General features: G+C 60.5%; 23 protein-coding genes. 14 read left to right on the top strand and 9 right to left on the bottom strand.

Annotation, left to right across the window (positions count from 1 at the left end; translation table 11 throughout):
* Window positions 1–190 precede the first annotated feature (190 nt).
* From arnC to J7E41_RS12290, 10 genes are all read left to right on the top strand, one after another.
* The gene (gene arnC, locus J7E41_RS12335; protein WP_214993249.1) at window positions 191–1,225 is read left to right on the top strand and encodes an undecaprenyl-phosphate 4-deoxy-4-formamido-L-arabinose transferase; all 1,035 of its coding nucleotides are present in this window, start codon (window positions 191–193) and stop codon (window positions 1,223–1,225) included.
* Window positions 1,222–3,225 (top strand): bifunctional UDP-4-amino-4-deoxy-L-arabinose formyltransferase/UDP-glucuronic acid oxidase ArnA, encoded by a 2,004-nt coding sequence (arnA, locus tag J7E41_RS12330; protein ID WP_214993247.1) that lies wholly within the window; start codon window positions 1,222–1,224, stop codon window positions 3,223–3,225. Before arnC ends, arnA begins: the two co-directional genes overlap by 4 nt.
* Window positions 3,225–4,109, top strand: a complete 885-nt coding sequence (gene arnD / locus J7E41_RS12325; protein WP_214993245.1) for a 4-deoxy-4-formamido-L-arabinose-phosphoundecaprenol deformylase — start codon at window positions 3,225–3,227, stop codon at window positions 4,107–4,109. The genes arnA and arnD overlap by 1 nt, the downstream gene beginning before the upstream one ends.
* Window positions 4,106–5,761, top strand: a complete 1,656-nt coding sequence (gene arnT / locus J7E41_RS12320) for a lipid IV(A) 4-amino-4-deoxy-L-arabinosyltransferase (RefSeq protein ID WP_214993243.1) — start codon at window positions 4,106–4,108, stop codon at window positions 5,759–5,761. The genes arnD and arnT overlap by 4 nt, the downstream gene beginning before the upstream one ends.
* Window positions 5,758–6,105 (top strand): 4-amino-4-deoxy-L-arabinose-phosphoundecaprenol flippase subunit ArnE, encoded by a 348-nt coding sequence (gene arnE, locus J7E41_RS12315; protein ID WP_214993242.1) that lies wholly within the window; start codon window positions 5,758–5,760, stop codon window positions 6,103–6,105. Before arnT ends, arnE begins: the two co-directional genes overlap by 4 nt.
* Window positions 6,102–6,515: a 4-amino-4-deoxy-L-arabinose-phosphoundecaprenol flippase subunit ArnF gene (gene arnF / locus J7E41_RS12310; RefSeq protein ID WP_214993241.1), complete on the top strand. Its 414-nt coding sequence runs from the start codon at window positions 6,102–6,104 to the stop codon at window positions 6,513–6,515. The genes arnE and arnF overlap by 4 nt, the downstream gene beginning before the upstream one ends.
* Entirely contained in the window at window positions 6,512–7,891 is a 1,380-nt protein-coding gene (locus J7E41_RS12305; protein WP_214993240.1) for a UDP-glucose dehydrogenase family protein, read from the top strand. Before arnF ends, J7E41_RS12305 begins: the two co-directional genes overlap by 4 nt.
* A gap of 3 nt (window positions 7,892–7,894) precedes the next feature.
* On the top strand, window positions 7,895–9,517 hold the full coding sequence (locus J7E41_RS12300) for an ArnT family glycosyltransferase (protein ID WP_214993239.1): 1,623 nt from the start codon (window positions 7,895–7,897) through the stop codon (window positions 9,515–9,517).
* A 108-nt stretch (window positions 9,518–9,625) separates the two neighbouring features.
* Complete coding sequence (pnuC, locus tag J7E41_RS12295; RefSeq protein ID WP_214993238.1) at window positions 9,626–10,189, top strand: nicotinamide riboside transporter PnuC; 564 nt, start codon at window positions 9,626–9,628, stop codon at window positions 10,187–10,189.
* Window positions 10,186–10,719: an AAA family ATPase gene (locus J7E41_RS12290; protein WP_214993236.1), complete on the top strand. Its 534-nt coding sequence runs from the start codon at window positions 10,186–10,188 to the stop codon at window positions 10,717–10,719. The genes pnuC and J7E41_RS12290 overlap by 4 nt, the downstream gene beginning before the upstream one ends.
* On the opposite strand, the gene pvdQ is transcribed toward J7E41_RS12290, so the two are convergent.
* On the bottom strand, window positions 10,700–13,006 hold the full coding sequence (pvdQ, locus tag J7E41_RS12285) for a bifunctional acylase PvdQ (RefSeq protein ID WP_214993234.1): 2,307 nt from the start codon (window positions 13,004–13,006) through the stop codon (window positions 10,700–10,702). The two genes, J7E41_RS12290 and pvdQ, sit on opposite strands and share 20 nt — an antisense overlap.
* 247 nt (window positions 13,007–13,253) lie before the next feature.
* Between pvdQ and J7E41_RS12280 the strand changes: the two genes are divergently transcribed.
* Window positions 13,254–13,634: a fe2+ zn2+ uptake regulation protein gene (locus J7E41_RS12280; protein WP_214993233.1), complete on the top strand. Its 381-nt coding sequence runs from the start codon at window positions 13,254–13,256 to the stop codon at window positions 13,632–13,634.
* A gap of 1 nt (window position 13,635) precedes the next feature.
* Here the strand turns inward: J7E41_RS12280 and J7E41_RS12275 are convergent, their stop codons facing one another.
* Complete coding sequence (locus J7E41_RS12275) at window positions 13,636–13,830, bottom strand: hypothetical protein (protein ID WP_214993232.1); 195 nt, start codon at window positions 13,828–13,830, stop codon at window positions 13,636–13,638.
* A gap of 173 nt (window positions 13,831–14,003) precedes the next feature.
* On the opposite strand from J7E41_RS12275, the gene J7E41_RS12270 reads away from it, so the two are divergent.
* On the top strand, window positions 14,004–14,207 hold the full coding sequence (locus tag J7E41_RS12270; RefSeq protein ID WP_214993677.1) for a hypothetical protein: 204 nt from the start codon (window positions 14,004–14,006) through the stop codon (window positions 14,205–14,207).
* Here J7E41_RS12270 and J7E41_RS12265 read toward each other — a convergent pair.
* The 5 genes from J7E41_RS12265 to J7E41_RS12245 form a co-directional block, all read right to left on the bottom strand.
* Window positions 14,204–14,962: an ABC transporter permease gene (locus tag J7E41_RS12265; protein WP_214993662.1), complete on the bottom strand. Its 759-nt coding sequence runs from the start codon at window positions 14,960–14,962 to the stop codon at window positions 14,204–14,206. The genes J7E41_RS12270 and J7E41_RS12265 overlap by 4 nt on opposite strands.
* A 14-nt stretch (window positions 14,963–14,976) precedes the next feature.
* Window positions 14,977–16,176: an ABC transporter substrate-binding protein gene (locus J7E41_RS12260; protein ID WP_214993231.1), complete on the bottom strand. Its 1,200-nt coding sequence runs from the start codon at window positions 16,174–16,176 to the stop codon at window positions 14,977–14,979.
* Window positions 16,163–16,966: an ABC transporter ATP-binding protein gene (locus tag J7E41_RS12255; protein WP_214993230.1), complete on the bottom strand. Its 804-nt coding sequence runs from the start codon at window positions 16,964–16,966 to the stop codon at window positions 16,163–16,165. The genes J7E41_RS12260 and J7E41_RS12255 overlap by 14 nt, the downstream gene beginning before the upstream one ends.
* Window positions 16,963–18,024 (bottom strand): acyl-CoA dehydrogenase family protein, encoded by a 1,062-nt coding sequence (locus tag J7E41_RS12250; protein ID WP_214993229.1) that lies wholly within the window; start codon window positions 18,022–18,024, stop codon window positions 16,963–16,965. Before J7E41_RS12250 ends, J7E41_RS12255 begins: the two co-directional genes overlap by 4 nt.
* Before the next feature lie 78 nt (window positions 18,025–18,102).
* Complete coding sequence (locus J7E41_RS12245) at window positions 18,103–18,663, bottom strand: carboxymuconolactone decarboxylase family protein (protein ID WP_214993227.1); 561 nt, start codon at window positions 18,661–18,663, stop codon at window positions 18,103–18,105.
* A 102-nt stretch (window positions 18,664–18,765) separates the two neighbouring features.
* Here J7E41_RS12245 and J7E41_RS12240 point away from each other — a divergent pair, with 102 nt between their 5' ends.
* Entirely contained in the window at window positions 18,766–19,671 is a 906-nt protein-coding gene (locus tag J7E41_RS12240; protein ID WP_214993225.1) for an AraC family transcriptional regulator, read from the top strand.
* On the opposite strand, the gene J7E41_RS12235 is transcribed toward J7E41_RS12240, so the two are convergent.
* A complete protein-coding gene (locus J7E41_RS12235) occupies window positions 19,662–20,579 on the bottom strand; it encodes a LysR family transcriptional regulator (protein WP_214993223.1) in 918 nt (305 codons plus the stop codon). The two genes, J7E41_RS12240 and J7E41_RS12235, sit on opposite strands and share 10 nt — an antisense overlap.
* Before the next feature lie 120 nt (window positions 20,580–20,699).
* Between J7E41_RS12235 and J7E41_RS12230 the strand changes: the two genes are divergently transcribed.
* Window positions 20,700–21,695 (top strand): aldo/keto reductase, encoded by a 996-nt coding sequence (locus tag J7E41_RS12230; RefSeq protein WP_214993222.1) that lies wholly within the window; start codon window positions 20,700–20,702, stop codon window positions 21,693–21,695.
* Between the two features lie 154 nt (window positions 21,696–21,849).
* On the opposite strand, the gene J7E41_RS12225 is transcribed toward J7E41_RS12230, so the two are convergent.
* Window positions 21,850–22,623 (bottom strand): enoyl-CoA hydratase, encoded by a 774-nt coding sequence (locus J7E41_RS12225; RefSeq protein WP_214993221.1) that lies wholly within the window; start codon window positions 22,621–22,623, stop codon window positions 21,850–21,852.
* Window positions 22,624–22,625: the final 2 nt, after the last annotated feature.

Here is a 22,625-nt window from a genome sequence, read left to right as displayed (position 1 = left end):
TGATTCGGCTTTATCTTTGAGTTTTTTCAGCTTTACTCTTGATTCTCACGGAAGGCTTTACCAGACCCACCAGGAACCGCTCATGACTGTCATGAAAGCTCTCGATGTTTAATCAGCGTGGACGATCTATGCCTGTTGATTGCCCTTGTTCTCAAGCTCTAACTTGCTCTAAACCCGAGGTAATGAATCTTTGAAACCCTACCCAATTCATTGCGTGTCGATCGTTATCCCGGTCTACAACGAAGAACAGAGCCTGCCCGAACTACTGCGTCGCACCAGCGCCGCCTGCAAGCAGTTGGCTTATGAATACGAAATCATCCTGGTGGACGACGGTAGCCGCGACACTAGCGCCCAACTGCTGGAGGACGCGGCAGCCGAACCCGACAGCAACGTGGTGGCGGTGATCCTCAACCGTAACTACGGCCAACATGCCGCCATCATGGCGGGCTTCGAGCACTGCCGCGGTGACGTGGTGATCACCCTCGACGCTGACCTGCAAAACCCGCCGGAAGAAATCCCGCGCCTGGTCGAGCAAGCCGCCCTGGGCTACGACGTGGTTGCCACCGTTCGCAACAACCGCCAGGACTCGGCCTTCCGCCGCTGGCCTTCACGCCTGATCAACCTGGCGGTGCAGCGCTCCACCGGCGTTGCCATGAGTGACTACGGCTGCATGCTGCGCGCTTACCGCCGCACCATCGTCGACGCGATGCTGGCCTGCCGCGAGCGCAGCACCTTTATCCCGATCCTGGCCAACAGCTTCGCCCGCCACACCACGGAAATCCTGGTGCATCACGCCGAGCGTGAACATGGCGAGTCCAAATACAGCCCGATGCGCCTGATCAGCCTGATGTTCGACCTGCTGACCTGCATGACCACCACGCCCTTGCGCCTGTTGAGCATCGTGGGTTTCAGCCTGGCGGCCCTGGGCATGATCTTCGCCTTTGCGCTGATCGTGATGCGCCTGGCCTTCGGTGCCGATTGGGCCGGTGACGGTACCTTTGTGCTGTTCGCCGTATTGTTCGTGTTTACCGGTGGCCAGTTCATCGGGATGGGCCTGCTGGGTGAATACCTGGGCCGCATGTACAGCGACGTGCGGGCACGCCCACGGTTCTTTATTGAAAAAGTGCTGCGCAACCAACCGGCAGTGCCTGCTCCTACCGTCATTGTCGACGGCCTGAGCTCCTCTCATTCCTCCCTTTCTCCTTCCGATCAGGTTTCGTCATGAATCCAAAAGCTGTTGTCTTCGCCTACCACGATATTGGCTGTGCAGGCATTGAAGCCCTGCTCGATGCGGGTTACGACATCGCCGCCGTGTTTACCCATGCCGATGACCCCAAGGAAAACAACTTCTACGGTTCCGTGGCACAGCTGTGCGCCCGCAACGGCATTCCAGTGCACGCACCGGAAGACGCCAACCATCCGCTGTGGGTCGAGCGCATCGCCAAGCTGAACCCCGAGTACATCTTCTCCTTCTACTACCGCAATCTGCTCAGCGAAGCCCTGCTGGCCACCGCGAGCAAAGGTGCATTCAACCTGCACGGCTCCTTGCTGCCGAAATACCGTGGCCGCGCACCGGCCAACTGGGTGCTGGTCAAGGGCGAAACCGAAACCGGCGTGACCCTGCACCGCATGGTCAAGCGTGCCGATGCCGGCGCGATCCTGGCCCAGCACAAAGTCGCTATCGAACGCACCGACACCGGCCTGACTTTGCATGCCAAGCTGCGTGAAGCTGCCAGCACTCTGCTGCGTGATGCGCTGCCTCAACTGGCCCAGGGCAATCTGACTGAAACCGCCCAGAACGAAAGCCAAGCCACGTGCTTCGGTCGCCGCACCGCTGCCGACGGCAAGATTGAGTGGAAAAAGCCGGCTGAAGAACTGTTCAACCTGGTTCGCGCTGTTACCCAGCCGTACCCGGGTGCGTTCTGCGCCGTGGGCGAGCACAAGCTGATCGTCTGGAGTGCCGAAGTCGTCAAAGGCAACGAAGGTCAGGCCCCTGGCCGTGTGATCAGTGTCAACCCGCTGCGTATCGCTTGCGGTGAAGACTCGCTGGTAATCACCTTCGGTCAACGTAACGAAAACGGCCTGTACCTGGCCGGCCCTTCCCTGGCCGATGAGTTGGGCCTGGTGGACGGTTCCGTGCTGCGCGGCGCCGAGTCGGGTCGCAAGCCGCGTCGTACTCGCGTGCTGATCCTGGGCGTCAACGGTTTTATCGGTAACCACCTGTCCGAGCGCCTGCTGCGTGACGACCGTTACGAAGTCTACGGCCTGGACATCGGCTCCGACGCCATCGAGCGCCTGCGCAGCCACCCGAACTTCCATTACGTGGAAGGCGACATCAGCATTCACTCCGAGTGGATCGAATACCACATCAAGAAGTGCGACGTGGTCCTGCCACTGGTAGCCATCGCCACCCCGATCGAATACACCCGTAACCCGCTGCGCGTGTTCGAACTGGACTTCGAAGAGAACCTGAAACTGGTTCGCTACTGCGTCAAGTACAACAAGCGCGTGATCTTCCCGTCGACGTCCGAAGTCTATGGCATGTGCCAGGACGAAAACTTCGACGAAGACACCTCCAACCTGGTGGTCGGCCCGATCAACAAGCAGCGCTGGATCTACTCGGTCTCCAAGCAACTGCTGGACCGGGTGATCTGGGCTTACGGCGCCAAGGGCCTGAACTTCACCCTGTTCCGTCCGTTCAACTGGATGGGCCCGCGTCTGGACCGCCTGGACTCGGCGCGTATCGGCAGCTCCCGGGCCATTACCCAACTGATTCTGAACCTGGTGGAAGGTACGCCGATCCGCCTGTTCGACGGTGGCGAGCAGAAGCGCTGCTTCACCGACATCGCCGACGGCATCGAAGCGCTGGCGCGGATCATCGACAACGACAATGACGTCTGCAACGGTCAGATCATCAACATCGGCAACCCGGACAACGAAGCGAGCATCCGCCAGTTGGGCGAAGAGCTGCTGCGTCAGTTCGAAGCTCACCCGCTGCGCGCCAACTTCCCTCCGTTCGCCGGTTTCCGTGACGTGGAAAGCAAGGCGTTCTACGGCACCGGTTACCAGGACGTCGCGCACCGCAAGCCAAGCATCGAAAACGCCAAGCGCCTGCTGGACTGGGCGCCAACCGTGGAAATGAGCGAAACCATCGGCAACACTCTGGACTTCTTCTTGCGCGAGGCCATGCTCGAAATCGCGCAGTCTGCCGAAGAAGCCAACTGATGGAGGCAGGTCTACGCATTGACGTCGACACCTACCGAGGCACCCGTGATGGGGTGCCGAAGTTGTTGGAACTGCTCGATGAAGCCGGGATCAAGGCGACGTTCTTTTTCAGTGTCGGGCCGGACAACATGGGGCGTCATTTGTGGCGCCTGATCCGCCCGCAATTTCTGTGGAAGATGTTGCGCTCCAATGCAGCCGGTTTATATGGCTGGGACATTTTGCTGGCCGGCACCGCCTGGCCAGGCAAACCCATTGGCCGTGACCTGGGGCATCTGATGTGCCAGGCCAAGGCGGCCGGCCATGAAGTGGGCCTGCACGCCTGGGATCACCACGGCTGGCAGGCCAACACCGGGCGCTGGAGCGATGCCCAGTTGATCGAGCAGATTCGCCGTGGCGTCGACACCTTGAGCGACATTCTGGGTGATCGCGTGGACTGCTCGGCGGCCGCCGGCTGGCGTGCCGATGAGCGCGTGGTGCAAGCCAAGCAAGGTTTCAATTTCCGCTACAACAGTGATTGCCGCGGTGACAGCCTGTTTCGACCAACCCTGGCCGATGGCAGCGCTGGTACCCCACAAATTCCGGTGGACCTGCCGACCTTCGACGAAGTCGTCGGGCCGGTGGTGGCTGCCAAAGATTTCAATGCCTACATCCTTGATCGGTTTACCGAATCGAAGTTGAACGTCTATACGATCCACGCAGAAGTAGAAGGGATTCTGATGGCCGATGAGTTTCGTCAGTTGCTGGCTCAGGCTGGGCAGCGCGGCATTAACTTCCAACCGTTGGGTAACCTGTTACCCGCCGACCTTGCCACCCTGCCCCAGCAACAGCTGGTGCGCGGTGCATTGAGTGGTCGTGAGGGTTGGCTGGGAGTGCAACAGGCATGATCCGCCGTTGGGCCTTGCCCCTGCTCCTGTTGGCTTTTGGTGTGTTCTACCTGCTGCCGCTGGCCACCCATGGCCTGTGGATTCCCGACGAAACACGCTATGCGCAAATCAGCCAGGAAATGCTGCTGACCGGCAAGTGGGCATCGCCGCACTTCATGGGCATCCGCTACTTCGAAAAACCGGCGGCCGGCTACTGGATGATCGCGCTGGGCCAGGCAATTTTTGGCCAGAACCTGTTCGGCGTGCGCTTCGCCTCGGCCCTGAGCACCGGCTTGAGCATCCTGCTGGTGTATTTCGTGGCCCGGCGGCTGTGGAACGACCCGCGCAAGAGCCTGGCCAGCGCCGTGCTGTACATGAGTTTTGTCAGCGTGGCGTTTCTGGGTGGCTATGCCAACCTGGATCCGCAGTTCACCTTCTGGGTCAACCTGACGGGCGCCGCCTTGTGGTTCTGTTTCGACAGCACGACACGTCGGGGCAAGTTGTGGTCCTGGGCCCTGTTGGGTTTCGCCTGTGGCATGGGGTTCATGACCAAGGGTTTCCTGGCCTGGTTGCTGCCGGTACTGATCGCCCTGCCCTACGCGATCTGGCACAAACGCTTTCGTGAGTTGCTGGGCTATGGCCTGGTGGCCGTGGTGGTGGCAATTGTCGTGAGCCTGCCTTGGGCGCTGACCGTGCATGTCCAGGAACCGGACTACTGGAACTTCTTTTTCTGGCACGAGCACATCCAGCGCTTTGCCGGTGACGATGCCCAGCACGCAGAGCCCATCTGGTATTACCTGCCGCTGCTGGCCGTGTTCTGTCTGCCGTGGATGGCCTTGCTGCCGTCGACCCTGAAACAGGCGTGGCAGGAAAAACGTACACACAAGACCGCCTACCTGCTGCTCTGGTGGTTGATGCCCCTGGCGTTCTTCAGCCTGGCCAAAGGCAAACTGCCGTCCTACATCATGCCGTGCCTGGTGCCCCTGGCCCTGCTGATGGGCAATACCCTGGCGGACAAACTGGCGCAGGCCCGTGGTCGTGTGCTGCGTATCAACGGTTGGCTGAACCTGATCCTCGGCGTGCTGGCGTTGCTGGCCCTGACTTGGTTCCAACTGAAGAAGCCGGTGTACGAACACAACGAAGAGTGGCTGAGCCTGGTGCTGGTGTTCGTGTTCCTGTTCGGCTGGATCATCGCCAACCTGCTGCAAGCGGCTCGTCCGTTGCACCTGTGGGCCGCACCGGTGGTTGGCACCTGGCTGCTGGTGGCACTGGTTCCGGCCGCGCTGCCTCACTCGGTGGTTTATAACAAGACCCCCGACCAGTTCATCATTGATCACATCCCGGAGTTCAAGCAGGCCACACAACTGCTGAGCAACGATCTGGGGGCCGCCTCCGCCTTGTCCTGGCGCCTGGCCCACCCGCAAATCATGCTCTACAACACCGTCGGTGAAGTGAAATACGGCATCGCCTTCCCGGATACTGCCTATCGCCAGATCGATACCGCCGAAGTCCAGCAATGGATGACGGATGCGCGCAAACAAGGCCCGGTGGGTGTCGTCATGCGGGTCAAGGGCGACGATGAGCAGCGCGAAGTGGACTTGCTGCCCCAGGATGGCAAGCGCTACGAGCAGGGCAATCTCGTGATCCTGTTTTTCCCGCAGAGTGCGCCATGACCTCCTTGCTCCTGTTGCTGGCGGCCTGCCTGTTGACCTGTATGGGCCAGGTGTCCCAGAAGTTTGCCGTCGAGCGCTGGCGCGACCAGCCCGATGGTTGGGCAGCCAAATTGCGCTCCCCGTGGCTGTGGTCGGCACTGATCTGCCTGGGCCTGGGTTTGCTGGTGTGGCTGCTGGTGTTGCAACGCATGGAAGTCGGTGTCGCCTACCCCATGCTCAGCCTGAACTTTGTGCTGGTGACGTTGGTAGCGCGCTTTGTCTTTCATGAACCCATTGACGGTCGGCACTGGCTGGGCGTGGCCTTGGTGATTGCCGGTGTCGTGTTGCTGGGGCGCCAGGTATGAGCCGGGTTCGCGGTTTTGCCTTGGCCCTGGGCAGCGTTGCGTTGGTCAGCAGCGCCCAGTTGGGCATGCGCTGGAGCATGACCCGCCTGCCGTTGCCCGCCGAGTGGCTGAATGCTCTCAACAGCGGCGCCATCGACCTCGGTGCGCTGGGTGTGGTGATCCTGGCGATCATCGCCTATGCCCTGTCGATGCTCTGCTGGCTGGGCGCCCTGCGGGACCTGCCCTTGGGCCGTGCCTATTCGCTGCTGAGCATCAGCTATGCGCTGGTGTACCTGCTGGCTGCCAGCCTGCCGGTATTCAACGAGCACTTTTCACTTTCTAAAACGGCGGGGGTGGCCTTGGTCATCTTCGGTGTCCTGACTATCAACTCTCGTCGTGCTAGCACCACAAGTCCCAGGAATGCCCCATGAAAATCAGTGTATTTGGTAGTGGTTACGTCGGCCTGGTACAGGCCACCGTACTGGCCGAAGTTGGTCACGATGTCATCTGCATGGATGTTGACGAGAAAAAGGTCCAGTTGCTGCAACAAGGCCACGTGAGCATCTTCGAGCCAGGGCTTGCGGCCATGGTCAAGGAAAACCTCGAGAGCAAGCGCCTGCAATTCACCTATGACGAGAAGCTCGCTGTCGAGCATGGTGAAGTGCTGTTCATTGCCGTGGGCACGCCTTCGGATGAAGACGGTTCGGCAGACCTGAAATACGTGCTGTCGGTGGGCGATGCCGTCGCCCGTCACCGCGTCGCACCGGTCATCCTGGTGGAGAAATCAACCGTGCCTGTCGGCACTGGCGATACGCTGCGCGCACATATGGAAAAAGTCCTGCACGCGGCCGGACGCAGCCTTGAGTTCGATATCGTCTCCAACCCGGAATTCCTCAAGGAAGGCTCGGCCGTCGCCGATTGCCGCCGTCCAGACCGTATCGTCATCGGCTGCGAGCGCGAAGAAGTGCGCGAGGTGATGCGCGATCTGTATGCACCGTTCAACCGCAACCATGACCGCATCATCTTCATGGACCTGCGCAGCGCCGAGCTGACCAAGTACGCCGCCAACTGCATGCTGGCCACCAAGATCAGCTTTATCAACCAAATTGCCGAACTGGCGGAACACCTGGGCGCCGACATCGAAGCTGTACGCCTGGGCATCGGCGCCGACTCGCGCATCGGTTACCACTTTATCTACCCGGGCTGCGGTTATGGCGGCTCGTGCTTCCCCAAGGACATGCGCGCCCTGATCCACAGTGCCAAGGAAGCCAACTGCTCCAGTGACCTGCTCGAAGCGGTGGAAGCCATCAACCAGCGGCAGAAGAGCAAGCTGTTCGAACGCATCAATGCTTTCTTCAAGGGTGAGCTGCGCGGCAAGACCTTCGCCCTGTGGGGTTTGGCGTTCAAGCCCAACACCGACGACATGCGCGATGCGCCAAGCCGGGTGCTGATGGAAGCCCTGTGGGCGGCCGGCGCCAATGTTCGGGCGTTTGACCCCGAAGCCATGCAGGAAACCCAACGTTTGTACGGCGACGACCCGCGCCTGATGCTGATGGGCACACCGGAATCGACCCTGAATGGTTCCGACGCCCTGATCATCTGCACCGAATGGCAGCAATTCAAGGCTCCGGATTTCGATTTTATTCACGGGCGCCTCAAAACGCCGGTGATCTTCGACGGGCGCAACCTGTACGACGGCGAACGCCTGGCACGTAAAGGTTTCCAGTACTTCCCGATAGGCCGTGGTGACTCGTGCAACCTGCCGATTCCGCAACAGCAATGGGTGTCTGCGGTCAAGGAAGCGTAAACCGTGGATAAAGCTCTCCAGCCCCTGCTCAGTCCGACAATTCGCCGACACTCATTGGGGCTGGGGCTCCTGGCGTTGATCCTGTTTGTCGCCGGTAACTGGAACCAGGCAATCATTGGCTTTGATTCACGCTTCGTGCTCTTCGCCCAGGAAATGCTGCGCCATGGCCCGGGGTTTTTCCCTACCACCTATGGCCAACCCTATGCCGACTACTCGGCGACCTCGACGCTGTTTGTCTGGCTGCTGTCGCTACCGTTTGGTGAGGTGACCAGCTTCACCGCGTGGCTGCCGACAGCGATTGCTTCGGTCGTGATCGTGACGCTGATCTACCGGCTGACAGCGCCCTACTCCCCGCGCTGGGCGTTGCTGAGCGTTGCATTGCTGTTGCTCAGCAGCACCTTCATCAGCGAAACCCGTGCGGTGTCGCTCGATCAGATGCTGGCCGCGGTGGCCCTGACCGTGTTCTATCTGGCTTATGCCCATGATCACTTCGGTGCCAGCAAACGCCTGCACTGGCTTTTGCTGTTGGTCATCCTGGGGTTTGCCATTCGAGGTCCCATCGGCCTGGTGATTCCGACGGGCATGCTTTGCAGCTATTACCTGATCAATCGGCAGTGGCGCCAACTGTTCACCTTCGGCCTGTTGGCCCTGGCGTTGCTGGCAGCGTGCAGCAGTCTGTTGCTCTTGCTGGCCAAGCTCAGCGGCGGCGAACCGCTCATGCGGGAAGTCATCCGCATGCAGTTCCTCGGCCGCATGGATGGCACCGAAGGCGCCAGCCCGTTGCTGTATTACTTCACCAGTTCCATGGGCAACTATGCCCTGGCCTATCCCATGGCGGTATTGGTACTGATTGGGGTACTGGCGGGTGGTCGTCGGCCGGTGGATCCTGCTTTGCAATTGGTGCTGTATTGCGCGGCTGCCGGTTTGATCGTGATGATTGGCCTGTCGGTTCCGCAGGCGAAAAAAACCCGTTACGTGCTGCCAATGTTGCCCATGGCGGCGATCATTGCGGCTTATCCGTTCCAGGTGGCTCAGGGACGGTTGTTCGCCTCGCTGCGAGTTCTGATGCTGGGGCTGTGGACGCTGATCCCGGGGCTGTTGATCGCGGGGCTGTTCGTGGCTCGTCATCGCTTCGCCAAGGATTTGGGCAGCCTCAACCCCATCTTCGGGATTTTGATAGCGCTCCAGGTGCTGAGCCTGGGGCTGCTGTTCAAACCACGCCTGCGCTACCTGGGCCCGGCCTTCGGTGCGGTGTTGGCGGTGTGGGCCACCTATATCGTGATGGTCGAGCCGCTGCAGCGCAGCCTGTATGACACTCGCACCTTTACGGTTCAGGCTCATACGTTGATCAAGGCGCAACCGGCGCCGATTGTGCTGCATGCGTTGGGCAAGGACGCGAAAGCGATCAAGTTCATGGTCAACCTTGATTGTGACCGGGTGCCGTTGTTTACCCAGCAGCCTGGCGATCTGACGCTCATCCAGGCACCGGCCTGGCTGGTGATGAGTCAGGTTGATTTTGAAGCGCTGACTGATCCACGCCTGCGTTCGTTGTCTCCGGTGCTGATTGGACAGTTTGACAAGGACCCCTACGTGCTTCTGCATCTGGTCAAGGATTCCCAGCCTTAGGTATCCGGGCGCCAAATGCCGTCCGCAAAGATGTAGAGATACCCATGCCTATAAGGGCGCTTGTTTGGTTACAATCGGCGCCCTCTGCCACTTCCCCAAGGAACCCCAATGTCCGGGCTTGAACTGTTTGCCGCCGCGCTGGGGGTGATCGCCGTCTGGCTGACAGTCAAACAGAACCCTTGGTGCTGGCCCATCGGCCTGGTCATGGTATTGCTGTACACCTGGGTGTTCTTCGATGTGAAGCTGTATTCCGACATGTTGCTGCAAGTGGTCTACGCCGCCCTGCAACTCTACGGTTGGTGGCAATGGACCCGGGCCGGTGAGGTCAAGCAAGGCCGCCAGGTCACCAGCCTCGGACTGCAATCGATCCTCCTGAGCCTGGCCATCGGCGCCGTGGGCAGCCTGCTACTGGGGGCTGCCATGGCCCACTGGACCGACGCTGCGCAGCCTTGGCTGGACGCAGCACTGACCGGTTTCAGCCTGGTGGCGCAAATGTGGATGGCGCAGAAACGCGTGCAGTGCTGGCCGTTGTGGATTGCCGTGGACGTGATCTTTGTCGGCTTGTTCCTCTACAAAGGCCTGTACCTCACCGCCGCACTGTATGCCCTGTTCACCGTGATTGCCGTGCAAGGCTGGCGGGAATGGCGCGCTGACCCGGCGTTGCAGGTATGAAGGTAGTGGTCATGGCCGGCCCCGAATCCAGTGGTAAAAGCTGGTTGGCCGGTGAATTACAGGCGCATTTTGGTGGCCTGATGGTCGGGGAATATGTGCGCTATTTCATCGATCACCACCAGCGCGATACCACCCTGGACGATATCCCGGACATTGCCCACGGCCAGTTGGCCTGGGAAGACGCGGCTCGCGCCAAACAGCCTGCGCTGTTGATCCTCGATACGAACCTGCTGACCAACAAGTTGTGGAGCCTGACACTGTTTGGCGACTACCCGAAATGGCTCGACAGTGAGTTGCTGGCTCGTCACTACGACCTGCACCTGCTGCTGTCCCCCGAAGACGTTGGCTGGGCGGAAGATGGGCAGCGCTGCCAACCGGAGCTGACGGATCGCCTGGCGTTTTTCCAGGCAAGCCGAGAATGGCTGGAGCAACACCAGCAGCCACTGCGGGTGATCCGAGGGGATTGGGAGGAACGCCGTGCCAAGGCGTTCTCAGCCGTCGAGCAGCTGCTTATTGGCTCTGCTCGCTGATCACCTGTAGTTGATACTGCGGATCCGCCTTGATCTGCTGCTCGGTAAAGGGCAGCGGGCTCAACGTCTTCTGCGAAAACGCCTGGGTCTGGTCCTTCGAATACAGCGAAGCCGGGTCGCTGGACAACGAGAACGCCAACACCCCATCAGCACGCGGCCCCTGGTCGTCGAAGGTGACAATCTGCAAGTAGCTGCTGCCACTGATCACTTCACGTTTGCCGTCTTCCCGAGGCACGCTCTGCATCGCGTTATAAATACCCAGTTCTTGCGGCCCGCCGTGGAGCGGGATCTTGCCGGACACCTGAACATCACCCCAACGGCTGTTCTGGTTCAACCCAAGTTTTGTCACCTCAGCCGCGGACGCCAACATGGCCTCACGCAGCGCCTTGGCCACCGGAGCCCGGTCGATGGCCAGCCCACGCGGCGTGGTGAGCGGCTGCGCCGGGTCGAAACTGACTTGCCACGCCTCAGGCACTTGCTGCATCTGTTTGAACAGGTTGATGAAGTGCACAAGGCCCAGGCCGCTTTCAAGATTGGCTTTCTGGTCCCAGTTTTTCAGGCTGGTGCACACCGATTGCAAAGTGACGGCATCAGCGCCCAGGTCCTGCTCGCAGAACTTCAGCACATCCGGCATGACTTGGCTGGCGAGGTACACCTGATTATCCATGACCATGTGCTGCAAGTCGGTGGGGGTGATCGGTTGCTTATCCAGCGCCTGCAAGCGCTGCAAAGCGAAGCGTGCACGTGGCCCCAAGGCGATCTTGTCCTGGCTGATCACGGGTGAGAACCCTGTCAGCAGCGCCTTGGGGTTGACCATCCATGCCGAGTCATTGGAGTGCTGCACATAATCCGTGCGCGCAAGCTGCGGTAATTGGTCGGCGGGGAAAATACCCGCCTGCGCCGCACGCGGATCCACGTCCCAGGCGCAAGCGCTATGAGAGCCATCGAGCATGATCAATTGCAGGCCCGCACGCGGGTCGCTGCATTGCGCCAGTTTCTTCGCGCTGACGTTAGGCACCACCGACAGGTTCATATACAGGCTCTGGCCCTGATCATCCGCCGCCAGGGTGTTCACCCACGGGATCCCTTGCAGCGTATGCACGGAGGTTTGCAATTCATTGAGGCTGTCGGCGCGGTTCATCGCATACCACTGCTGCAGCACCCGGTCGTTACCCAGGTTGGCGTCACGCAGGCTGAACGCATATTGGTTGTTCCAATCCAACTTGCCCGGCCATTGCACCACCGGGCCGAACTGCGAGCTGTAGACCGTACGCGACTCGCTCCTGGTGCTGCCATCAGCGGTTTTCACTTGCACTGCAAGGGTGGTTTTTTCCATCGGCAAAGACTTTCCGTCCAACAGGTAGCGGGTCGGATCTTTCGGGTCCAGGGTCAAGCGGTACAAGGTGAAGTGCTTGGAGGTGTCCACTGTGTGGGTCCAGGCCACATGCTGGTTAAAGCCGATATTGATCACCGGCAACCCCGGCAAGGCAGCGCCCATCACGTCCAGTTGACCGGGAATGGTCAGGTGCATTTCATAGAAACGCATACCGCCGACCCAGGGAAAATGCGGGTTGGCCAACAACATGCCACGGCCGTTGAACGAACGGTCGCGCCCCACCGCCACCGCGTTACTGCCGCGATCGAGGGCAAACCGCTGTTGATTGGCGGCCGCGACTTCAAACGCCTGGGTGTCAGGCTGCGAACCCGCTGTGGTTTGAGGAGGCGTGGCGCCTGCCAGGGCTTCGGCGAACTGACCGACACCACCTTCCACCAGTAACCGTCGAGTCAACTTGACCACGTCCTCGGGAGTGATAGCCCGCACCCAGGCGCCTTGGCACTGCTCGGGCAGGCCGGTGGCCGTGCGTTCTTTCAAATAACGGTTGTAGCCTGCGACATAACCTTCGATCCGCTGCTGCATCTGTGGGGCCTGAGCCTTCCAGAATGCCGAGACCGCCTCGGGCGTATTGAGCCAGGTAAAGAACACATCGCTGGTGAGATTGTTACGCCGCTCCAGGGTCGATTTCTCGGCACCAAAATACCGGGCGCGCTCACCGTTCACGGTTACCACTTCGTTGGCCAGCAGGCACAGATTGTCCTGGGCGTAGGCGTAGCCAATACCGTAACCCAGACCGCGCTCATCATTGGCACGAATGTGCGGGACACCAAAACCGGTACGGCGAATCTCGGCCTTCGCCTCGCTGACCTGTACCCGGGCCGACACTGAAAGGCTCAAACCGAGGCATACCCCCGCTACACATACCCTGCACAATCCGTTGGAAATATTCACGCTGACTCCACACTCAACCCGGAAAAAATACGACGTGGCCCAACAGACCACCGCGACCTTCCAGTAGAGACGTAAAAAGCGGGAATAATTTAGCGGGCACAGGCGTTTATTCGCCGGCGTTCACATATCACAGACCTGATACCGACAAACTTTCTACATGTTGCGCTTCATGATTTGCGCTGCTCGTTCGTCTTAGTCACTAAGAGCGCCATCATTTTCCTGATCAGGCTCTGAAAAGGAGTTTTGCATGTACAACCCGCAACGGCCCACGGAAGGTCACCCATCAACGCACGATGCTGCTTTTGGCACCGGCGCCCAAGCGTTCGGCAAGGAGCTGGAGCGACACGGCAACCAGCGCATTCGCTACTTGCTCAAGTGTTTTGGCCTGCGTACCAGCCTGATCCGGCTGAAGGTCATCGACGCCCTCCTCACTGCCGCCGACAACCAGCGCACCCTGGGTGTTCGAGGGGTGCACAGCCATTTACTGGATCTGGGCATCCCGCTGTCGTTTCTCAGCGTGCGCGAGGTGCTCAAGCGCCTGTGCAGCGAGGGCGTGATCACCCTCAATGCCGATAAAAGCTACAGCCTGCACGAGCAGGCTGCCAAGGTCCTCGAAGGTCACGCCTGACTCAAGCGTTGGGCTTGACCTTGCGGCGCATGACGCCGTTGATCACCACCACGACCACCGCCACGCCAATGGCGATGTACTGGAATGTTTTTTCGCTGATAGCCCCGGTGTTCTGCAAATAGGACAGGCCAAACATCGTCCCCAGGACGACCAGGGAAATCAGAATCGAGTATTTCAAACGTTGCGACTGGGTCATGACGGGTTCCTGAACTTGAAGATATGTATCCACTTTGTATCCACAACCATGCCAAGCGCATACCCGGTTACGGGGATGGCGCGGGGTTGTCGGGGTCTCATGTTACAGGCGATGAAAAGCTTTGGCTTGTCTTGCGCCTGATTGAACTTGTGAGAACCCTAGAGGATTTACAAATGCTCCGTCGAATCACACTGCTGATTCCCCTGCTGATCATGTTGAGCATGAGCGGCTGCATCATCTTCCCCCACGGGGGCGGCTGGCATGACCATGACCATCGTTATAGCGATGGCGGACCGGGGTACTACCATCGCTGTTCACGCGGCATAAACAACAAACCCGATATTCAATCGGGTTTGTTTGTCACTTCAGGTTCCTAATTGTTCGCGCCATGCACCCAGCGCTGATGCAACCACCTTGCAAACGCATCCAAAGCAAAACCCAGCAGCCCGATCAGCAACACCATCGCCATCAGCTCTGAATAGGCCAGCCGATCACGGGTGTCGAGGATGTAGTAACCCAACCCCGCACTGACCCCGAGCATCTCGCACGGCACCAGCACGATCCACAGGATCCCGATGGCCAGGCGCACGCCGGTCAGCACATGCCCCATCACCCCGGGAATAATCACCCGACGCAAGGTTTCCCAGCGCGTGGCGCTCAGGCTTTTGCTCAGTTGCAGCCAGCGCGGGTCCAACTGACGCACACCGGCCGCCGTATTGAGCAGGATCGGCCAGACAGCGGCGAAGGCCAGCAGGAAATAGATCGGCTGGTCCCCTACCCCCATCAGCATCACCACGATAGGCATCCACGACAGCGGTGAAATCATCCGTAAGAACTGGAACGCCGGCGTGGTGGCCGCCTCCAGGTTGCGCGAACTGCCCACCAGCAAACCCAACGGCACGCCCACCAGCAAGGCCAGGAACAACCCTACAAAGATCCGCTTGAGGCTGACGGCGATATGCAGGTACAGCTCGCTGCGCCCCAATAGCTCCCACAAACTGGTCAGGGTGGCCGACAACGAGAACCGCGCAGACAAGCCACCCGCCTCGCCAAACACGGTCACCCCCAGCCACCAGAGCAACAACAACCCTGCCAATCCGGTGATGCCGAGCAACCAGCCCGGCCACACCACGGTTTTGCCGTTGTTCAAACGCCAATCTCCTCGCTGCGCTCAAAGCTGTCGGCCAAGCCGAAGGTTTTCATGCCGCCCACCGCTTCGATGGCCTTGCGCACAAAGCGGTCATCCACCAGGTCCTTGGCAACGAACGCCGGGTCCAGGTCAGCGAGAAAGCGCTTGTCGCCTTCGATCAGCGTGTCTTTCAGGCGACGTACCAGTTCCTCGGTGTAGCTGGGAAACGGGTACGGTTGGAAGTCGATACGGTGCTCATCCCAATTGGCGTGCTGGATGGCGCCATCGGCCAGATAGGTTGCGCGGTCGCTGGCCGGCGGCGCTAACACTTTGCTCAACACCGGTTCAGCGTGCGGGGTGTAGCGATTCGGACCGTCCTTGGACAGTAGCTTCACCGCTTCTTCGCGGTTATCACGGGTCCATACCTGCGCCTTGACGATGGCATTGACCACCTTCTGTGACCATTCCGGGCGATTGGTCAGGTCGTGCTCATGCATGAACACCACGCAGCACGCGTGATTGCGCCACACATCGCCGGTGAAACGCTGCACGCGTCCGACATTGAGGTTCTCCGCCAGGGCGTTGAACGGCTCGGCGACGATATAGCCGTCGATACGTTTGCTGGCCAGCGCCGGCGGCATGTCCGACGGCGGCAACACGATCAGGTTGACCTCGTTGGCCGCCAGGTTGCTGCCGGCGGCGCGGCTGACCGGGGTCAGGCCGTTGTCGCGAAACAGTTGCTGCACCACCACGTTGTGGATCGAGTACCAGAACGGAATCGCCACGGATTTGCCGCCCAACTGCTTCACATCGGTAATGCCTGGCGACACGGTCAGGCCCGAGCCGCCCACATGGTTCCACGCCACCACTTTGGCCGGCACCTTGCTGCCATAGCGCGCCCAGATGGTCATCGGCGACAACAGGTGAATCACGTTGACCTGGCCCGAGATAAACGCCTCGATCACCTGAGCCCAACTGCGCAGCAGCACCGGACGTTCGGCCTTGATGCCTTCGGCTTCGAACAAGCCGTTGTTATGAGCGACCAGCAACGGTGTGGCGTCGGTGATCGGCAGGTAACCGATGCGCACCGGTGCGTCCGGTTCGGCCGCCGCGCGAGCTTGCAGGCTGCTCAGCAGCGGCAAAGCGCCGGCCGCGCTGAGAACGGCCGAGAGTTTGAGAAAGTCACGGCGCGAGTGGGTCAGGTCATCCAGACACATGTTGAGGCTCCAGCAGTTCAGGGGTATGGGGTGAAGGGCGGCTCGCCCGCCGTAGGGTTTTGAGAATGTCGATACGCAGGGCACCGATTTCCTCGACCTGCTCTTCCCGCGGTTGCGGCAGGTCGATGCGCCATTCTCCCAGGGTTCGCGCCGGGCGGTTACCCAGTAGCAGAATCCGATCGGAAAGCAGCAGCGCTTCATCGATGTCGTGGGTAATCAGTACCGCTGCCGAACCTTGCTCGCGGTTGACCTTGAGCAGCAGGTGTTGCATGTCGGCACGGGTCACTTCATCCAGGGCGCCAAAGGGCTCATCCAGCAGCAACACCTGGGGCTGGCGGGCCAGGCAGCGAGCCAGCGCCGTGCGCTGGGCCATGCCGCCGGACAGTTGCGCCGGGAACTGCAAGCGGGCGTGCTCCAGGCCAACGGCGGCAATGGCGTGGTCCACCCGGGCACGGCGCTCTTCACCACTCAAGTGCGGCTGGCGGGCGAAGTCCAGGCCGAAGGCGACGTTTTTTTCCAGGCTTAACCACGGCAGCAGGCTGGGGTCCTGAAACGCCACCGCCACCCGTGGGTGTGGGCCATCCAACGGCTCGCCGAGCAGGCGGATGCTGCCGCCCTGGGGCGCCTGCAAACCAGCGAGTACCCGCAGCAGGCTGGATTTGCCAACACCGCTGGGGCCGAGGATCGACACCACTTCGCCGGGCTGCAGTTGCAGGTCGAAACCTTCCAGTACCGGTCCGCTGGCGTAACCCAGGCAGATCCCCTGAGCCTGCAAGACCGCCTGACTCATAAGGCGGCCTGACGTGCCAACTCGGTGCGCAACTGCACCAGGCTAGGCGTGACAATCGGCACAAATGCCGACTCTCTCCAGCGCCGGGCAAAGCCGCTACCGTGGGCGGTCAGGTAGGCTTTGCCGCCGCTGGCCTGTAGCTCAAGTTGCACCGCGCTGGCGACGGTTTCCGCCAGGGCGATGCGCAAGCGGAACAGCGGTGCAGGCTCGGCACCGAAGCGGCCGGACAACAACCCTTGCTTGAGCTCGGTGACCAGATGATCCAGGGTCGCCCGCAGCGCCTCCAATTCCTCACGCAAGACCGTACGACTGGAGCCCAGATGATTGGCCACCTCCGCCAGGGAGCGCCGGGCCAGGCCGATGGCCATGCCGCATTGCAAGCCAAGGAAGGCTGGACGTACCGCCGGCAGGAACTTGCGGGCATCTTCATGCAGCAGCCAGTGGCGGCTCAACTCAACGCCTTCCAGGCCAAGGGCAGCGGTGTTGCTCGATTGCAGGCCGAGCAGTTCCAGGTCACGGGAACGTTGCAGGCCAGCCACCGAGTCGGGGATTGCCATGATGAAGGGCGTACCGCCCTGGTTATGTTCGATCGCGGCGGCCACTACAAAGCCGTTCTTGCGCAGGTTGGTCACCCAATGCAGGCGGCCGTTGAAGGTCCAGCCGTCATCAGTCGGCTCGGCATTGATCTGCAAGGTCTCGATGCCGGAAAGAAATTTCATCGCGTTGGAAAGCCCGGTGGCCCCGGCGAGTTTGCCGCTGAGCAGGTCCGGCAGCAGCTGTTCGCGCAGGCGCTCATTGGGGCTCAGTAGCAGGTACTCGATAAACGATCGCTGTCCCCAGCAAACAAAGGCCGCCGCCAGGGAATGACTGGCCACATCGGCGATGGCTTCTACGGCACCGGCCACGTCACCGCCCAGGCCGCCGAGGCTTTTCGGTACACCGATTCGTAATACATTGGCTTCTGCCAGCCGTGGCAACACTTCTTGTGGATCGCAACTGCCCACATCCAGGGCTTGCGCTTGAACATCGAGCCAGCGGCTCAAGATAGGGTCAAGCATGGGTATCTCTCCTTGTTACAGCATGTTTACCAGTGCTGGCGCCAACGCGCCGCTTCTACCTCAGCGCCTCGAGCAGCTTCAGCCGACAGGTTTTTCCCAACGGTATTGCGCCAGTTCCGGGTTCAGCGGGGTACGGGCAAACACATTGGCGAAGTTACACAGCGTGGCCAGGCTGACACCCAGAATAACTTCCAGAGCATGACCGTCCGTGTAACCGGCTGCACGGAATTGTTCGTAACCAACGTTGCTGACATCACCACGGGTGGCGATCACTTCCCGGGTAAAGGCGGCCAGTGTCTCATAACGCTCGTTGGGCAGCTCCCCGCGCTTGCGCAGGGCATCGATCACTTCCTCCGAGAGCTTGGCCTTGTTACGCGCGACCGCCGTGTGCCCAGCGACGCAGAAATCGCAACCATGGGTAGTCGCGGCAATCAATTGCACCACTTCCCTTTCCGCCAAACTCAGTTCAGCCTTGGCGTTGAGGCCGGAGACGGTGACGTAGGTTTCCAGCGCGGCCGGAGCATTGGCCAGCACCGCCAGCAGATTAGGGATGAAACCAGAACCCTTGAGGGCATTTTCGAGGAACGGTTTGGCCGCTTCCGGTGCGGTTTCCAGGGTCAGCATGGGTACACGGGACATGGAGTGGTCTCCTGATTGATTCGTGCTCCAAGTCTGTTGGTTATAAAAAAACCTCTCAATAGTCTAAAGTAGCGATTACTTGCTCTAGAGTCTTTCCATTAGATGAATTCGTCCAATTCACTCCTCGATTGGTTATTAGATAGCCTCGAACTCGATACCAGCCTGTTCCACGTCGGTCGCTACTGCGGCGGCTGGCATGCCAGTACCCACGGTCTGGCCAACGCCAGTTTTCACCTGGTGGTACAGGGGCAGTGTTGGCTGCATGTGGACGGCAATGACACCCCGGTGCTGTTGAACAACGGCGACGCCCTGTTTCTACTGCAAGACCTGGGCTTTCGGCTGTCCAGCGAGGCCACCGCCGAGGGCGCCCGACAATGCCCGCGCCGCCCGATGCTGCCACTCGATGCCGAAGCCACCGACGGTGTGGGCCTGGTGTGCGGCTTCTTTCACTTTCATTCGGGCTTGTCGGCGATGATTGTGGACGCCCTGCCCAACTGGATCATCCTGCGGGCCGGCGACCCATCACTGGTGGCCGCACGCAACCTGTTCGAACTGATTCTGCAGGAATGCCAGCGCAAACCCGCGCCGTCCTCGGCACTGCTGGAGCGCCTCTGCCACCTGTTGTTTCTCTATGTGTTGCGCCAACAGGTGGTGGACAACACCGACCTCGGCGGCTTGGCGGCGCTGGCTCGACAACCGGCGTTTGCCGGCCTGCTGGAGCGATTGATCGCCCACCCGGCCGAGCCATGGAGCCTGGAGAGCATGGCGACCTGTACGGGCTTGTCCCGTTCGGCGTTTTTCAAGCGGTTCAATGAACTGTGCGGGCAATCACCGGGGCAGGTGCTGTTGATGATGCGCATGCGTCACGCCTGCCAGTTGTTCAAGAGCAACCAGACGGTGGCGGATGTTTCGCTGGCGGTGGGGTATCAATCAGTGGCGGCGTTTACCCGGGCCTTCCACAAGGTCACCGGACAACAACCCGGCGCCTATCGAAAGGCTCAAGGATAACGCTGCAACCCATTGCCCGGGCGGTTGCACAGCTCCACCAGCCAATCCACAAACACACGCACCCGCTGGGACAACTGGCGATGCGGCGGGTACAGCGCGGTCAACGGCAATGGCGGCGGCAGCAGGGCCGGCAGCACCTCCACCAGGGTGCCCGCCTGCAGTTCGCGCCTGGCATGATAATACGGCGTCTGCACCAGCCCATAACCGGCCGCACACGCCGCCAGATAGCCATCGGCACTGTTGACGGCGATCTTCTTGGGCAGGTCTACCAGACGTATTTCGTTGTCTATCTGGAATTCCAGACCGTAGCGCTTACCGCTGGCGCTGGAGAAATACTCGACGACTTGATGGCCGGCCAGCTCGTCCAGGTTGCTGGGCACACCCACGCGCAGCAGGTAATCGGGGCTGGCGCAGGTCACTTGATCCATCATCGCCAGCGGCCTTGCCACCAGTGATTCGTCCAGGGCCAGGCCGCCGCGCAAGACGCAATCCACGCCTTCGCGGATCAGGTCTACAGGACGGTCATTGAGGCCGATTTCCAGGTCGATCTGCGGGTAGCGTGCGGTGAACTCGGGCAATGCCGGAATCACGATAAATCGCCCGATTCCCGCCGGCATATCAAGACGCAACGTGCCGCGCGGGTTGCGACGGCTGGTGGAGAACACTGCTTCGGTTTCCTCCAGGTCCGCCAACAGGCTGACGCAGCGTTGATAGTAGGCAGCGCCGTCCAGGGTCGGGCTGACCTGGCGCGTGGTACGTTGCAATAGTTGCACGCCCAAATGCGCTTCCAACTGCTTGATCAGAATCGTCACCGACGCACGCGGCAGTTGCAGGCTGTCGGCCGCCTTGGCGAACCCGCCCAATTCGACAATCCGCGTAAAGACCCGCATGGCGTTGAAACGGCCCATGGGATGGCCTCCTCAATGGATTATTTAGAATTTACTAATAGTGATAGCGTTTTTAGCCGGTTTATCTTGGTTTTGTCGAGGAGAACAATGGAACCCTTCCCCCTCAACGGAGCTGGACCCATGCACACTCGTCAACTCGGCAAGAACGGCCCCCACGTTTGCGCCATCGGCCTCGGCTGCATGGGCATGACTGATTTCTACACCACCGGCACTGATACCACGGAGGCCACCGCCACCTTGCACCGCGCCCTGGAGCTGGGGATCAACTTCCTCGACACCGCCGACATGTACGGTCCCCATACCAACGAAACCCTGATCGGCAAGGCCATTGCCGGCAAGCGCGACCAGGTGTTCCTGGCCAGCAAGTTCGGCATCGTGCGTGACCCGGCCAACCCGGCGCTACGTGGCGTGAATGGGCGGCCGGAATACATTCGTCAGTCCATCGACGGGACGTTGCAACGCTTGGGTATCGACACGCTGGACTTGTACTACCAGCACCGCATCGACCCCGACGTGGCCATCGAGGAAACCGTCGGCGCCATGGCCGAATTGGTCAAACAAGGCAAAGTGCGTTACCTGGGCTTGAGCGAAGCCTCGGTCGCCACCCTGGAGCGGGCGCACAAGGTCCACCCCATCAGTGCGCTGCAAAGTGAATACTCCTTGTGGAGTCGGGACCAGGAAGACAACGGGTGCCTGGCGGCCTGCCAACGCCTGGGGATCGCCTTCGTCCCGTACAGCCCGCTGGGTCGTGGTTTTCTGACTGGCGCGCTGAAAAGCCCGGATGACTTTGCGGCGGATGACTACCGTCGCTTCAGCCCGCGCTTTCAGGGCGAGAACTTTACGAAGAACCTGTTAATGGTGGATCAGGTGCAAGCGCTGGCAGCCGAGAAAGGTGTGAGCGCGGGCCAGTTGGCGTTGGCATGGGTGTTGGCACAGGGGGATTACCTGATCCCGATTCCGGGGACCAAGCAGCGTAAATACCTGGAAGAGAATGTGGCGGCGCTGGAGGTCAAGCTGAGTTCGCAAGAGCTGGCGGCACTGGAGGCGATATTTCCCGCCAATGCCACGGCGGGCCAGCGGTATCCGGAAGCCGTGATGCAGTTGCTCGATAAATAACGAGCACGAAACGAACCTGTGGCGAGGGGGCTTGCCCCCGTTGGGCTGCGGAGCAGCCCCAGATAAAACGACTGCTTTCTTTCAGGAAGACCGAACAGGCAGGTTTTAGGACTGCTTCGCAGCCCAACGGGGGCAAGCCCCCTCGCCACAGGGGTTATTTGTCTTTGAACTCCGGCGCGCGCTTGGCCACGAACGCCGCCATCCCTTCCTTCTGATCCTGTGTGGCAAACGCCGCATGGAACACCCGACGCTCAAAACGCACACCTTCAGACAGGCTGACTTCAAAGGCGCGGTTGACACTTTCCTTGACCATCATGCTGATGGGCACTGATTTACTGGCGATCAATGTCGCGACTTTCAGTGCTTCTTCGAGCAACTCATCCGCCGGCACGATCCGCGCGACGATGCCACAGCGCTCGGCTTCCACCGCATCAATAAACCGTCCGGTGAGGCACATTTCCATGGCCTTGGCCTTACCCACTGCGCGGGTCAGGCGCTGGGTGCCGCCCATGCCCGGCAGCACACCCAGGTTGACTTCCGGCTGGCCAAACTTGGCGGTGTCGCCCGCCAGGATGAAGTCGCACATCAGCGCCAGCTCACAGCCGCCACCCAAGGCAAAACCGTTGACTGCCGCGATGATCGGCTTGCGACGGTTGGCCACGCGGTCACTGTCGCTGAACAGGTCGTCCAGGTAGATCTGCGGGTAGGTCAGCTCAGCCATTTCCTTGATGTCGGCACCCGCGGCAAAGGCTTTTTTCGAGCCGGTGATCACGATGCAGCCGATCTGGGGATTGGCCTCCAGACTGTCCAGCGCCTGGTTCACTTCACTGACCAACTGCGCGTTCAGAGCGTTCAGCGCTTGCGGGCGGTTCAGGGTAATCAGCCCGACCCGGTCCTGAACGTCCAGCAAAATGGTTTCGTAACTCATCT

It is taken from the genome of Pseudomonas fluorescens (assembly GCF_018614655.1).
GTDB lineage: Bacteria > Pseudomonadota > Gammaproteobacteria > Pseudomonadales > Pseudomonadaceae > Aquipseudomonas > Aquipseudomonas fluorescens_BX.
The sequence above is the reverse complement of the archived record's forward strand: the minus strand, read 5'-3'. Positions and strand labels throughout refer to the sequence as shown.

Coding starts and splice junctions, on each gene's coding strand:
- arnA (WP_214993247.1), top strand. CDS start 1,222: ATGAATCCAAAAGCTGTTGTCTTCGCCTACCACGATATTGGCTGTGCA.
- arnD (WP_214993245.1), top strand. CDS start 3,225: ATGGAGGCAGGTCTACGCATTGACGTCGACACCTACCGAGGCACCCGT.
- arnT (WP_214993243.1), top strand. CDS start 4,106: ATGATCCGCCGTTGGGCCTTGCCCCTGCTCCTGTTGGCTTTTGGTGTG.
- arnE (WP_214993242.1), top strand. CDS start 5,758: ATGACCTCCTTGCTCCTGTTGCTGGCGGCCTGCCTGTTGACCTGTATG.
- arnF (WP_214993241.1), top strand. CDS start 6,102: ATGAGCCGGGTTCGCGGTTTTGCCTTGGCCCTGGGCAGCGTTGCGTTG.
- J7E41_RS12305 (WP_214993240.1), top strand. CDS start 6,512: ATGAAAATCAGTGTATTTGGTAGTGGTTACGTCGGCCTGGTACAGGCC.
- pnuC (WP_214993238.1), top strand. CDS start 9,626: ATGTCCGGGCTTGAACTGTTTGCCGCCGCGCTGGGGGTGATCGCCGTC.
- J7E41_RS12290 (WP_214993236.1), top strand. CDS start 10,186: ATGAAGGTAGTGGTCATGGCCGGCCCCGAATCCAGTGGTAAAAGCTGG.
- J7E41_RS12280 (WP_214993233.1), top strand. CDS start 13,254: ATGTACAACCCGCAACGGCCCACGGAAGGTCACCCATCAACGCACGAT.
- J7E41_RS12275 (WP_214993232.1), bottom strand. CDS start 13,830: ATGACCCAGTCGCAACGTTTGAAATACTCGATTCTGATTTCCCTGGTC.
- J7E41_RS12270 (WP_214993677.1), top strand. CDS start 14,004: ATGCTCCGTCGAATCACACTGCTGATTCCCCTGCTGATCATGTTGAGC.
- J7E41_RS12260 (WP_214993231.1), bottom strand. CDS start 16,176: ATGTGTCTGGATGACCTGACCCACTCGCGCCGTGACTTTCTCAAACTC.
- J7E41_RS12255 (WP_214993230.1), bottom strand. CDS start 16,966: ATGAGTCAGGCGGTCTTGCAGGCTCAGGGGATCTGCCTGGGTTACGCC.
- J7E41_RS12250 (WP_214993229.1), bottom strand. CDS start 18,024: ATGCTTGACCCTATCTTGAGCCGCTGGCTCGATGTTCAAGCGCAAGCC.
- J7E41_RS12245 (WP_214993227.1), bottom strand. CDS start 18,663: ATGTCCCGTGTACCCATGCTGACCCTGGAAACCGCACCGGAAGCGGCC.
- J7E41_RS12240 (WP_214993225.1), top strand. CDS start 18,766: ATGAATTCGTCCAATTCACTCCTCGATTGGTTATTAGATAGCCTCGAA.
- J7E41_RS12235 (WP_214993223.1), bottom strand. CDS start 20,579: ATGGGCCGTTTCAACGCCATGCGGGTCTTTACGCGGATTGTCGAATTG.
- J7E41_RS12230 (WP_214993222.1), top strand. CDS start 20,700: ATGCACACTCGTCAACTCGGCAAGAACGGCCCCCACGTTTGCGCCATC.
- J7E41_RS12225 (WP_214993221.1), bottom strand. CDS start 22,623: ATGAGTTACGAAACCATTTTGCTGGACGTTCAGGACCGGGTCGGGCTG.